Source organism: Microthrixaceae bacterium (genome assembly GCA_016702505.1).
Lineage (GTDB): Bacteria > Actinomycetota > Acidimicrobiia > Acidimicrobiales > Iamiaceae > Aquihabitans.
Window position 1 is genome coordinate 17913 of sequence record JADJDU010000011.1, and the last position, 12413, is coordinate 30325.

General features: G+C 66.6%; 12 protein-coding genes. 4 read left to right on the top strand and 8 right to left on the bottom strand.

The genetic code is table 11. The annotated features are described in order from the left end of the window. Positions 1-43 precede the first annotated feature (43 nt). Positions 44-763: a sulfotransferase family 2 domain-containing protein gene (locus IPG97_12275; GenBank protein MBK6857289.1), complete on the bottom strand. Its 720-nt coding sequence runs from the start codon at positions 761-763 to the stop codon at positions 44-46. 127 nt (positions 764-890) lie between these two features. Here IPG97_12275 and ettA point away from each other — a divergent pair, with 127 nt between their 5' ends. Continuing rightward, positions 891-2567: an energy-dependent translational throttle protein EttA gene (ettA, locus tag IPG97_12280; GenBank protein ID MBK6857290.1), complete on the top strand. Its 1677-nt coding sequence runs from the start codon at positions 891-893 to the stop codon at positions 2565-2567. 4 nt (positions 2568-2571) lie between these two features. On the opposite strand, the gene IPG97_12285 is transcribed toward ettA, so the two are convergent. Beyond that, positions 2572-3315: a sulfotransferase family 2 domain-containing protein gene (locus IPG97_12285; GenBank protein MBK6857291.1), complete on the bottom strand. Its 744-nt coding sequence runs from the start codon at positions 3313-3315 to the stop codon at positions 2572-2574. Between the two features lie 144 nt (positions 3316-3459). On the opposite strand from IPG97_12285, the gene IPG97_12290 reads away from it, so the two are divergent. Continuing rightward, positions 3460-3807: a hypothetical protein gene (locus tag IPG97_12290; protein ID MBK6857292.1), complete on the top strand. Its 348-nt coding sequence runs from the start codon at positions 3460-3462 to the stop codon at positions 3805-3807. Positions 3808-3826: 19 nt separating this feature from the next. On the opposite strand, the gene hemW is transcribed toward IPG97_12290, so the two are convergent. After that, positions 3827-4918, bottom strand: a complete 1092-nt coding sequence (gene hemW, locus IPG97_12295; GenBank protein ID MBK6857293.1) for a radical SAM family heme chaperone HemW — start codon at positions 4916-4918, stop codon at positions 3827-3829. Positions 4919-5185: 267 nt separating this feature from the next. On the opposite strand from hemW, the gene IPG97_12300 reads away from it, so the two are divergent. Then, a complete protein-coding gene (locus IPG97_12300; protein ID MBK6857294.1) occupies positions 5186-5746 on the top strand; it encodes a transcriptional regulator in 561 nt (186 codons plus the stop codon). On the opposite strand, the gene IPG97_12305 is transcribed toward IPG97_12300, so the two are convergent. The 5 genes from IPG97_12305 to lepA form a co-directional block, all read right to left on the bottom strand. Then, entirely contained in the window at positions 5740-6456 is a 717-nt protein-coding gene (locus tag IPG97_12305; GenBank protein ID MBK6857295.1) for a 16S rRNA (uracil(1498)-N(3))-methyltransferase, read from the bottom strand. The two genes, IPG97_12300 and IPG97_12305, sit on opposite strands and share 7 nt — an antisense overlap. A gap of 8 nt (positions 6457-6464) precedes the next feature. After that, complete coding sequence (dnaJ, locus tag IPG97_12310) at positions 6465-7583, bottom strand: molecular chaperone DnaJ (protein ID MBK6857296.1); 1119 nt, start codon at positions 7581-7583, stop codon at positions 6465-6467. Further along, the gene (gene hrcA / locus IPG97_12315; protein ID MBK6857297.1) at positions 7573-8568 is read right to left on the bottom strand and encodes a heat-inducible transcription repressor HrcA; all 996 of its coding nucleotides are present in this window, start codon (positions 8566-8568) and stop codon (positions 7573-7575) included. Before hrcA ends, dnaJ begins: the two co-directional genes overlap by 11 nt. An 87-nt stretch (positions 8569-8655) precedes the next feature. Next, the gene (locus IPG97_12320) at positions 8656-9747 is read right to left on the bottom strand and encodes a glycoside hydrolase family 27 protein (GenBank protein ID MBK6857298.1); all 1092 of its coding nucleotides are present in this window, start codon (positions 9745-9747) and stop codon (positions 8656-8658) included. Between the two features lie 243 nt (positions 9748-9990). Then, on the bottom strand, positions 9991-11775 hold the full coding sequence (gene lepA / locus IPG97_12325; protein MBK6857299.1) for an elongation factor 4: 1785 nt from the start codon (positions 11773-11775) through the stop codon (positions 9991-9993). Between the two features lie 262 nt (positions 11776-12037). Here lepA and IPG97_12330 point away from each other — a divergent pair, with 262 nt between their 5' ends. Further along, positions 12038-12307: a 30S ribosomal protein S20 gene (locus IPG97_12330; GenBank protein ID MBK6857300.1), complete on the top strand. Its 270-nt coding sequence runs from the start codon at positions 12038-12040 to the stop codon at positions 12305-12307. Positions 12308-12413: the final 106 nt, after the last annotated feature.

The window sequence follows — 12413 nt, forward strand, 5'->3', positions numbered from 1 at the left end:
TCCCAGCGCACAACTTCCTTCGACCGCTGTGAGCGGCTGTGAACTAGGCGATATCAGCCCGCTTTTCCACCAGATCCAGGGCGAAGCGGTACAGGTCCATGTCCATCTCGCACTGGTCCCTGATCAACTCCAGAATGCGGTCAGGAACGTCGGTGGGGTCGGTCGTGTTGGAGTGGGGTGGCGGACCCAGATCCCAACCGAAGGTCGAGTCGAGCGCCCGGTAGAACACGTCTATGTGCTCGAGCACACCGACCACGTCAATGTCGGCCAGGTTCTGTTTGGCCCGCTCGAGGTCGGCTTCTTGGGGGTCCGCCACGGCAATCGGCGACGCCGACATCACGTCTTCGAGGGGACGTGACAACATCCGAACCATGTACTTGTGACGGTTGGCCAGGTTGTCCTTGATGTCGTAGAAGGCCTCGGTGATGGACTTGTGCTCGTAGCTAGGGTCGACCACCGCCTGGTAGCGAAGGTGGGACAGAGTTCGTTCCACCGGGTCTCGGAGCATGGTGAACGTGCGCAGTGGAAAGTCGAACAGTTCGCGGGTGCACAACGGATAGTGACCGGCGATGACGCGGATCTCGTCTCCTCGACGCTCCATGAAATCGACCATGAACCTGGGGTCCCACTTGGACTGGTAGTTGCCCTCGTGCTCCAGGAGTGGATACACAGCGTGGTCGCCGAACTGCTTGCGCAGCGACAGCAGCAGGGAGTGGCCTCCCGTCTTCGCCAGGTGGCAGAAGAAGTATCGATCCGGAGCCATGGCCGCCGAGGCTAGTGATCAGAGCACCAAGTCGGGCCCGACCTAGGCTGACCGGCCGCTACGTCATCGCACCGCGCGCCTCGTCGCACCGCCACCAAACTCCGCTGCCCCAGGAGGTCCCTCGCCCGTGAGCGCCCAGTTCATCTACACCATGCGCAAGCTCACCCGGTTCTACCCGCCCGACCGCGAGGTCCTGAAGGACATCAACCTGTCCTTTTATCCAGGAGCCAAGATCGGTGTGTTGGGCGCCAACGGTGCGGGCAAGTCCTCCCTGCTCAAGATCATGGCGGGAGAAGATGACGGGTTCACCGGTGAGGCCCGCCTGACCCCCGGGTTCACCGTGGGAATGTTGCACCAGGAACCTCACCTCGATCCGACCAAAGACGTGAGGGGCAACGTCATGGACGGCGTGGCCGAAGTGGCTGGCCTGCTCGAGGCCTACGACGCCTGCCTGGCCCGCTACGCCGACCCCGACGCCGACTACGAGAAGATCGGCGAGGAGCAGGCCCGCCTGGAAGCGGAGATCGCAGCCAAGGGCGCCAACGACCTCGACCGCAAGATCGAGATCGCCATGGACGCCCTGCGCCTCCCGCCGAGCGACGCCGATGTCTCCATGCTGTCGGGTGGCGAGAAGCGCCGGGTGGCCCTCTGCCGCCTGCTGTTGTCGGCTCCCGACCTATTGCTGCTCGACGAACCCACCAACCACCTCGACGCCGAATCGGTGGCCTGGCTGGAACGGTTCCTACGTGACTATGCCGGCACCATCGTGGCCATTACCCACGACCGATACTTCCTCGACAACGTGGCCGGGTGGATCCTCGAGTTGGACCGGGGTCGAGGCATACCGTTCGAGGGCAACTACTCAGGTTGGCTCGACCAGAAGTCGGCCCGACTGGCCCAAGAGGAGAAGCAGGAGTCGTCGCGCCAACGAACCCTCAAGCACGAGCTTGAGTGGGTTCGGATGGCTCCCAAGGCCCGCCAGGCCAAGGGCAAGGCCCGTCTCGCCGCCTACGACAAGTTGCTCGAGGAGTCCAAGGCCGCCGAGGGTCGTGCCGCTGAACTCCAGATCATGATCCCGTCGGGCAATCGGCTCGGCGACCAGGTGATCGAGGTGTCGAACCTGTCCAAGGGGTTCGGCGACAAGCTGTTGATCGAGGATCTGTCGTTCTCGCTGCCCAAGGCCGGGATCGTGGGCATCATCGGCCCCAACGGCGCCGGCAAGACCACGCTGTTCCGCATGCTGACAGGACAGGAACAACCCGATTCGGGTTCCATCACCGTCGGCTCCACCGTCGAGCTGGCCTACGTCGACCAGAGCCGAGACAGCCTGGACGACACCAAGACCGTGTACGAGGAGATCACCGGCGGCCGCGACGATCTGGTGGTCGGCGGTCGGGAGATCCACGGCCGCGCCTATGTGGCGTCTTTCAACTTCACCGGGTCAGACCAGCAGAAGCCGGTAGGGGTGCTGTCGGGCGGTGAACGCAACCGGGTCCACCTGGCCAAGCTGCTCAAGGAGGGCGGCAACGTGTTGCTGCTCGACGAGCCCACCAACGACTTGGACGTGGAGACGCTCCGCGCCTTGGAGGACGCGCTGGAGGCCTACGCCGGTTGTGCAGTGGTCATCTCCCATGACCGCTGGTTCCTGGACCGCATCGCCACCCACATGCTGGCGTTCGAGGGCGAGTCGCAGGTGCGGTGGTTCGAGGGCAACTTCAGCGAGTACGAAGCATTCCGCAAGAAGGAGCTAGGCGCAGAGGCCGACCAGCCTCATCGCATCCGCTACAAGCCTCTGGCCCGCTAGCCCGCTAGCCGCGGGTTCCCGGGCGCACTCCACCCCGCTCTGAAACCAGTTTCTGGGCGTATTCGTAGAGCTCGACATCGAGCAGGTTCGCCATCTCCAGGTGGGTCCTGAGCTGTGGCGTCGCTTCTTCGTCATCGGTGGCGTTCACGTGCTCCACCGGTCCGAGGTCCCATCCGAAAGCATGTTCCAGGTCGTCGTGGAAATCGTGGAACCGGTCCTGTATGCCCACCACGTCCATGGCATCGAGCGCGTCCTTGGCTCGCTGGAGGTGATCCTCGGTGGTCCCGACCATGCCCAAGATCCCGTGTACGGCTTCGTCGCCGGTCATGGCCAGGGTCTTGACCATGTGGTTGTGAAGGTAGGAGAACAGGACCTGTGGAATGGCGTAGATCTCGTGTAGTGAGAGGTCGCGGTACCGCGGGTCGACTCGGCGTAGGTAGCGCAGGTGCGACAGGCTGCGCTCGATCGGATCCCGCAGGATGGTGAACGTGCGAAAGGGTACGCCGAGGCGATCGGCCGCACACAGGGGGAAGTGGCCGCCGATGACGCGGATGGTGTCTCGGTTCTGGTCGAACACGCTGGCGAGGTGGTCGATGTCGGTCCCGGCCATGGCCACGTCGAGGCCGTCGATGTCGGCGGGGCGCGGGTAGATGGCGTCCTGACCGAACTGGCGCAACAGCGAGACGGTGAGCGACGAACCGCCGGTGCGGGGGAAGTGACAGAAGAAGAAGCGTTCCTCATCGGTCATCACCGGAGGGTACCAGTTGACCTCGAAGCCCCAGATCCGGTCCGGGTACCGGAGGTGGGCGCCGCCCGATCGCGATCGAGCCGGTCCGGGGGTCGGGGACCTTGGCCCCTACCCGTCGTTGGTCGCCGGTGGCACCCTGGGCCCATGACCAGCGCTGATGAACGAATCGCCCGACTCGAAGCCCAGATCGCCACCCTCGAGTCCGAGCAGAGGCGTCTCCGGGAGAAGCTCACCGACGCTCAGGTCGAGCAGTGGCAGGGTCGCATCGAAGACCTCGAGGTCCAATCACATCTGGCCTCCCTCGATGCACAGGACCGGCTTGCCCCGCTGCGTGAGGACCTTCGGAATCGATGGCTGGATGCTCGGGCCCAGCTCGACCACTCCCGCGAGCTGACCACCGATGCGATCGAGACCATCCGCGATGGGGTCGGCTCAGCGGTGAATGCGTTGCGAGAAGCGGTTCTGGACAGTCGCCGCCAGTCCGAGGGCTGATCGGGCTTCGTTCTCGGAGTCAGCCGAGGCGGATCGCCACCTCGTTGGCTAGGAGGCGACCAGCCGGAGTGAGGACCACCCGGTCCCCCACCTGTTCGACGAGGCCGTCGAGATCGGCCACCACCGCTGGGTCTACCTCGGCTGCGGCAACACCCAGCCGGGTGCGTATGGCCAACTGGCGCGCTTCGGCCGCCCGTTCGGGTTCGTCCAGCATCTCCGAGCCCGTTTCGGGTGAACGTCCGGCTTCGACGGCTTCGATGAAGCGCTCGGGCGTGCGATGGTTCCAGTAACGACGGCCACTGATGTGCCCGTGGGCCGCACAGCCGACGGCCAGGTACTCGCCCCCGGTCCAGTAGAGGAGGTTGTGCCGACACTCGTGGCCGGGACGGGCCCAGTTCGATATCTCGTACCACTCGTATCCGGCCGCTGACAGGGCCTCGGTCACGTGGAGGTACCGGTCGGCCTGGGCATCGTCGTCGGGGTGACGGGACTGATCGGCGGCCAGCGGGGTGCCGGCCTCGACGGTGAGGGCGTAGGCGCTCAGGTGGTCAGGTTCGAGGTCCACGGCCGCAGCCACGGTTCGGGCCCACTGGGTGTCGGTCTCGCCCCGGGACCCGTAGACGAGGTCGAGGTTGACGTGTAGGCCAGCGCCGCGGGCTGCGGCCACCGCACGCGACACGTTGGCCGGGTCGTGCTCCCGACCCAACAATCCCAAAACGTCGGGCACCATCGACTGCACGCCGATTGAGAGTCGGGTCACCGGGCCCGTGGCGTAGCGCTGGGCCAGTTCGGGGGTTAGGTCGTCGGGGTTGCACTCGATGGTGACCTCGGCGCCCCGGGCCAGGGGGATGCCATCGAGCACGTTCACCAGGAGCTCGGGGTCCACCAACGACGGGGTACCACCCCCCACGAAGACGCTGGTGACCAACGGCAGACTCGGCCGCGCCTCGTCGATCTGGCGACGACAGGCCGCCAGGTAGCAGTCCTGGAGGTGGTGGCGGTCGGTCCAGGTGGCGAAGGCGCAGTAGTCGCATCGCTTTCGACAGAAGGGGATGTGCACGTAGACACCGAACGGACGGGTCTGGTCGAGGGGCGTGGCGGCGGCGGGCACCGTGACCATGGTAGATGGGTGGCCGGGTTCACCCCCATGGTCGCGATCCGTCTCGGGGTAGTCATCTGACCCAGGCGGGCCCGATGCATGACTCCGGCACCTGGCTCGAATGTCTGGGTCTGACGGCCTAGGTTCACCCACGGTCCGTGACATGACTCACGCCACAGCGCGCAAATCACCACGGTTCGTGACATAACGCTCTCCGTGAACTACGCTACGAGATGTAGCGCGCTGTGTGGCAGCGCCCAGAGGTCCAGGAGCCCGACGATGTCCCCCGAACCTGAGCTCGATCCCGCGTCAGCAGACTACGCCCGAGCCGTGGGCGAACGCCTCCGTGCCATCCGTCGCCAGAAGCGCCTGTCTCTGCAGGACGCGGAGGAACTTTCCAACCAGGAGTTCAAGGCCTCGGTCCTCGGGGCCTACGAGCGAGGCGAGCGCGCCATCTCAGTACCTCGCCTACATCGTCTCGCCCGCGTGTACCAGGTGCCCGCCGATCAGCTTCTGCCCCGAGACGACGATGACCCCCGAGCCGAGCAGGCTGCCTACCTCGACCTCACCGCACCTGCCCCGAGCGCGCCTCGCAAGGTGATCCTCGACCTGGCTCGCCTCGACGAGGTCGGTGGCCCCACTGGTGAGATGCTGCGCCGCTACGTGGCCATGATCCAGCTCCAACGCCAGGACTTCAATGGCCGGGTGCTGACCATCCGGCGCGACGACCTACGGGCCATCGCCTGCATCTTGGACACACCCAGCGAACGGGCCGGTGAACGCCTGGCCGACATGGGCATCCTGCTCCACGGCGCACCGGTGCTCGACGGCCCTCACTGACCTCCGGGGCCGACCAGCCCGGCCCGGAGCGCAGACAGGACGACCCCGGCGGAGATAGCCGCCGTCTCGGCCCGCAGAACCCCGTCACCTAGCCCGACGGTCGCCATCTCGGAGCGAGCTTCGGTGTCGTCCCATCCACCTTCGGGGCCGATCAGGATCAGGGGATGGTCCAGGCTGGGCGGGCCCCCGCCGGGCTCGGCCCGACAGGACTGGGACCGGCTGGCCAACTCGGTCCACGTGGTCACCGATTCGACCACCGGCAACCACGCCCGTCGGCTTTGCATGGCCGCCTCCCGAGCCACCTTCCGCCACCGCTCGGCGTTGGCCTCAGCCTTGGCGTCATCCCAGCGGACCACGGATCTGGCGGCCACGAACGCCACGATCCGGTCGACCCCCAGCTCGGTCAACTTCTGCACCACCAACTCGGGCTTGTGACCCTTCACCAGGGCGAACCCCACGCCGATCTCGGGGCTTTGACGCGGTGCTAGGTGAAGGGCGCCACTGGGCTCGGGGTGGCTGCCGGCCATCTTGGCGTCGCGCCACCGGCCCCGCCCATCGGCCAGCACCAGCTCGTCACCGTCGCGCACCCGTCGGACCCGGGCCAGGTGATGGTGGTCGTCCTCGCTGAGGATGGGAGTTTCCAGGTCGTCGACGAAGACCAGAGGGCCGCCGCTCCACCTCACTGCGGCCGTGTCGTCGGCTCCGCTCACCGTCGAGCTCAGGTGAAGGCCGACTTGATCTTGGACATGAGCCCCTTTTCGGCCGGAGCGACCGTCTCGCCCCTATCCTCGGCCATCCGTCTCAGGGCCTCTTCGACCTCGTGGCTCAGGTCGGTGGGGGTGTCAACCACCACCTCAGCCACCAGGTCACCGCGGCCCCGGCCCCGCACGTGGGGGACTCCACGGCCGCGCAGGCGGAACACCTTGCCGGTCTGGGTACCACGGGGCACCACGATCTCCTCGTCGCCGTCCAGCGTCTCGAAGGTGATGGTGGCCCCCAGCGCAGCCTGGGTGACGGGCAGGTGCAGTTGGTGGACGAGGTCGTTGCCGTGGCGCTCGAAACGGTCGTGCGGTCGCACGCGGACGTGGACGAAGAGGTTGCCCATGCCCCCACCCCGCATCCCGGCTGCGCCCATGCCGGTGAGGCGCAGGGTTGAACCGGTATCGACACCGGCGGGGATGTCGACGGTGTAGGTCTTCTCAGTGATGAGCCGACCGTCGCCCGAACAGTGCGCGCACGGATCGGGGATCACCTGCCCCGCCCCCGAACAGGCGGGGCAGGGTACCGCGGTCACCATCTGACCGAGGATGGACTGGCGGACCTGGCGGACCTGGCCGGCTCCCCCGCACTGCTGGCAGGTCTCGGCGTGACTACCGGGGGCGGCTCCGCTGGCCTCGCACACCTCACACGGCACCGCAGTGCGCACGGTGACGGGCTCGGCGGTGCCGAAGACCGCGGCCTCGAAGTCGACGGTCACAGTGGTCTCCAGATCGGGGCCGGGCTGAGGACCGGATCGGCCACCACCGAACCCTCCTCCCCCGCCGAAGAAGGCGCTGAAGATGTCTCCCATGCCGCCGCCGAAACCGAACGGGTCGCCGCCCATGGACGGGCCATCGGCCCCGAAGCGGTCGTAGTGGGCGCGCTTGTCGGCGTCGCTCAGCACCTCGTAGGCGGTGGCCACCTCCTTGAAACGGGCTTCGGCCTCGCTGTCGTCGGGGTTGGCGTCGGGGTGGTAGCGCCGGGCGGCCGCCCGATACGCCTTCTTGATCTCCTCGGGGGAGGCGTTGGAGTCGACGCCGAGAAGTTCGTAGTAGTCGGTGGTCACGTCAGCCTTCACTCAATCGGTGCCCGAGGCGCTGGCCCACCACGGCCACCGCGGCCAGGGCCTGGGGGTAGTTCATGCGGGTAGGTCCGAGAACGCCAACGGTGCCGATCCGCTCACCGTCGACGGTGTAGGGCGCCACCACCAGCGCGCATTCGGCCAGGGGTTGCATGCCGGTCTCGCTGCCGATGGCCACGTTGAGGCCACGGTCCACGACGTCTCGTAGCAGCGACACCACGACCAACTGCTCCTCGAGGATGGAGAGCACCGAACGGATGGTGTCGACCGCCTCGAAAGACGAGGCCATCCGAGCCGCTCCCCCCACGAAGACGTGCTCGTCTCCAACGGTGGAGGCCACGCCCGCCACCCTGATGCGGGCCAGCACGTCATCGACGGCCGCGTCGGTGGCGGCCGGGGTTGATCCCAGGGCGCTCAAGGGCTGGCCCACGAGGTGATTGGCCAGGTGCTGGGCGGCCCGGGCCAACACCGCCTCGTCTGTCTCTGAACCCAGGTCTATCGGGGCCTTCTCCACCGCCCCATCGGCCAGAACCGCCACGAACAGCGCCGCCGTCGAGGTCAGGCCCACCACCTGCACCGACAGCACCGGGCTCGGATCTCGACCCGGGCCGATCACCACCGCGGCGGCGTCGGTGAGACCGCTCAGGAGCCGGGTGGTGGCCGCCAACATCTGCTCTATCTCGCCATGGGTGCGGTCGAAGAAGGCTCGGATCTGGTGGGCCGAAGCCCGGTCCAACGCCGGGCGCGACAGGGTGTCCACGAAGTAGCGGTAGCCCTTCTCGGTCGGGATGCGCCCGGCGGAGGTGTGGGGTTGAGCGAGGAAGCCCTCGGCCTCGAGGGCGGCCATCTCGTTGCGGACGGTGGCCGACGACACGCTTACCCCGGGCGCGTTGGCCACATGGCCTGAGCCGACGGGCTGGGCCGTTTCGATGTACTCCTCCACCACGGCCCGGAGGATCGATGCTTTTCTCTCGTCGAGCATGGCCATCCTCGAACGGTCAGTCGTTGGCACTCGATGCTACCGAGTGCCAACCCGAGCCGGGGGGTCTGACCGGGCGGAACGCCCTGATCACATCGGAGACAGCCGGAAGAGGGCCATGGCGTGTGGCTCGAGGTCGGCTCCCAGGGCGCCGTCTACCACTCCCCCGTCGGCCTGGGCCCACACGTCACGGACCTTCCAGCGGCCCGGGTCGATCCCCACCTCGGCCAGGTCGGTGTCCACCCGGGTCGGAGCGTCACCGCCGTTCAACAAGGCCACCGCGAACTCTCCGTCGCTGAGCGGGCGGACCCACACCTGGACCCCGGCATCATCACGAACCCGGCGGGCCTGACGGCCGAGGGGGTCCTGGTCGATGGCGATCACCTCAGGGTTGGACAGGGCCGCCAGCACTCCGGGGGTGACCTTGTCCAAGTCGGTGCCGATCATCAGCGGTGCCGCCAACATGGCCCACATGCCTACGTGAGACCGGGCCTCCACATCGGTGAGGGGCCCGTTGCCGACCTGCAACATGTCGGGGTCGTTCCAGCTACCCGGCTCGGCATAGGGGTGAAGGTCGGCCTGGCTGTTGATGATGGTGGCGATGGATGCCCACATCGGCAGGATGTCCGAGGTGGTGCGCCACATGTTGGCGATGCCCGGCGCCCACTTCCACGGCTCGTTCCGCCCGTACTCGGAAATGCTGTAGACGATCGGCCGATCGAGGCGCTTCAGCTCGTCCCTCATGTGGGCGAAGGCAGTTTCGGGCTCGAGCCCGTCGACCTCGTCTGCACCACACCAGTCGTACTTGAGGTAGTCGACGCCGATGTCGGCCAGCATCTCGGCGTCCTGGCGCTCATGACCGAGCGACCCCAACCCGGTGGCGGGGTAGTCATCCCATTGCATGGCACAGGTCTCGCTGCCCGGCGACAGGTACAGGCCGAAGCGGAGGCCCTTGTCGTGGATGTAGTCGGCCAGGTCGGCCAGGCCCGAACTGAACCGCTCGGGGTCCGGTACAAGCGCTCCCTCCGAGTTGCGCTCCGGCGCCTGCCAGCAGTCGTCGACCACCACATAGCGGTAACCGAGGTCGTCGAGGCCGTGGCGCACGATGGCATCGGCGGCCCGCTTCACCACGTCTTCGTTCAGGTCGTAGCAGCGGACCTGGTTCCAGCTGTTCCAACCCATGGGCGGCGTGGCCGCCAAGGTCTCCGCGTCGGGACCGTCCGAGTTTGCGGGTTCGGTGGTCGATGACGAGGCCGGCGCGGTGGTTGCAGGTCGATCCCCGTTGTCTTCGCCCGTGCCGCAAGCTCCGACCAGGGCGGTCAGCGCCAGGGCGATACCCACGATCTTCTTGGTTGCCACGGTTGTCGGCTCCTTGGAGGTAGGTCGTGTAGGCGTCGCCAGGGCGGGCCCACCGGCGGGTCGACTTCAGTCCTCGAGCTTGAGGGCACTCACGAAGGCTTCCTGGGGGACTTCGACTCGGCCGATGTTCTTCATCTTCTTCTTGCCCTCCTTCTGTTTCTCGAGGAGCTTGCGCTTGCGGGTGATGTCACCGCCGTAGCATTTGGCCAGCACGTCCTTGCGCTTGGCCTTGACGGTCTGGCGAGCGATGATCCGCCCACCGATGGCCGCCTGGATCGGCACGTCGAACATCTGGCGGGGGATCAGCTCACGGAGCTTCTCGCACATCTTGCGCCCGTAGTCGTCGGCCTTGTCCTTGTGGATGATCATGGAGAAGGCATCCACCGGCGTCGAGTTCAACAAGACGTCGACGCGCACCAGCTTGGACATGCGGTAACCGGCGGGCTCGTAGTCGAGGCTGGCGTAGCCCTGGGTGCGGCTCTTGAGCTGATCGAAGAAGTCGGTGACCACCTCGGCCAGGGGGATCTTGTAGCGCAGCTCCACCCGCTCAGGCGACAGATACTCGAGCTTGTCCATCTCACCGCGCCTGGTCTGGCACAGGTCCATGATGGTGCCGGTGTAGTTGGACGGGGTGAGGATGGTCACGTCGAACCACGGTTCCTCGATGCCCTCCACCTCGCTCATGTTGGGCATGGCCGAGGGGTTGTCGACCTCCACGATCGAGCCATCGGTCTTGTGGACGAGGTAGGCCACGCTGGGCGCGGTGGCGATGAGGCTCAGGTCGTACTCACGCTCGAGCCGTTCACGGATGATCTCCATGTGCAACAGCCCCAGGAAACCGCACCGGAAGCCGAACCCCAGCGCCCCCGAGGTCTCGGGTTCGAAGGTGATGCTGGCATCTGAGAGCCGCATCTTGTCCAACGCCTCGCGCAGGTCGGGGAATTGGTCTCCGTCGATCGGGTAGATCCCACAGAACACCATCGGCTTGGGGTCCTGGTAGCCCGACAGCGGCTCGGCCGCTCCATCCTTGACGGTGGTGACCGTCTCGCCGGAACGAGCCTCGGCCACGTCTTTGATACCGGCGATCAGATACCCGGTCTCACCGGGGCCCAACTCCTTCACCGGGCTCGGCTCGGGGAGACGGACCCCGACCTCGTCGGCCTCATAGGTGGCTCCAGCCTGCATGAACCTGAGCTTGTCGCCGGTGCGCAGCCGCCCGTTCATGACCCGTACCGACGACACCACGCCGCGGTACTGGTCGAAGTGCGAGTCGAAGATGAGGGCCTGGAGCGGCGACTCGGGGTCTCCGGCTGGGGCCGGGATGCGTTCGATCACGGCGTCGAGCAGTTCGGGGACCCCCTCGCCGGTCTTGGCGCTGATGCGCAAGACCTCAGAGGCCGGGATCCCCAGCACCGTCTCGATCTCGGCCGCGTAAAGATCCGGATCGGCTGCAGGCAGATCGATTTTGTTGAGACAGGCCACGATCTCCAGATCGTTCTCCAACGCCAGATAGCAGTTGGCCAAGGTCTGGGCCTCTATGCCCTGGGCGGCGTCGACCAGCAAGATCACCCCCTCGCATGCGGCCAAGGACCGGCTCACCTCGTAGCCGAAGTCGACGTGACCGGGGGTGTCGATCAGGTTCAGGACGTGATCCCGGTAGTTCAGCCGGACCGACTGGAGCTTGATGGTGATGCCCCGTTCCCGCTCGAGGTCCATCGAGTCGAGGTACTGGGCGCGCATCTCCCGCTCGTTGACGGCGCCACACACCTCGAGGATGCGGTCGCTGAGCGTGGTCTTGCCGTGATCGATGTGGGCGATAACGCTCAGCGAACGGATCTTGGAGAGGTCCATCGGGGCCTTCGGGACTGTGGGGTGGAACGGTTCACGCTACCGGTGCGTGACCGGGCACGACCAACGCAGTTCGGTCCTGTCCGATGGGTCCGGTCGTCCTCGCTGCGATGGTGATCAGACCGTGGCTTCGCCTCGGTTAGACCATGCTGTGCCCAGGGGTCGGCTCGCAATTGGCTCGCCTCCGTAGCGTCGGTTGGAAGGTTCGGCCCCCCTACCGCTAGCCTGTCCCAGCTTTCGCACGACCCTTTGGAGCCCAGGCACCGTGGCCAACATCAAGAGCCAGATCAAGCGCAACCGTCAGAACGAGAAGCGTCGCGTCGCCAACAAGGCCGTGCGCTCCGAGCTGCGTACCCGCACCAAGTCCGCCCTGTCTGCTGCCGAGTCCGGCGCCGACAACACCGCCGAGGCCACCAGCGCCGCCATGAAGCGCATCGACAAGGCCGCCAACAAGGGCGTGATCCACAAGAACGCCGCCGCCCGACGCAAGTCTCGGCTGGCCAAGCGCGTCAACGCCGCCTCGGCCGCCCAGTAACCAGCACCGCCGGGTCCGTCCCGGCTGGTTTCGGTCACGCCCCGTCGCCTCCCGGCCCGGGGCGTTTGCCGTTTTCGAGTGACCCGGAGCCGACCCGACTAGCCGA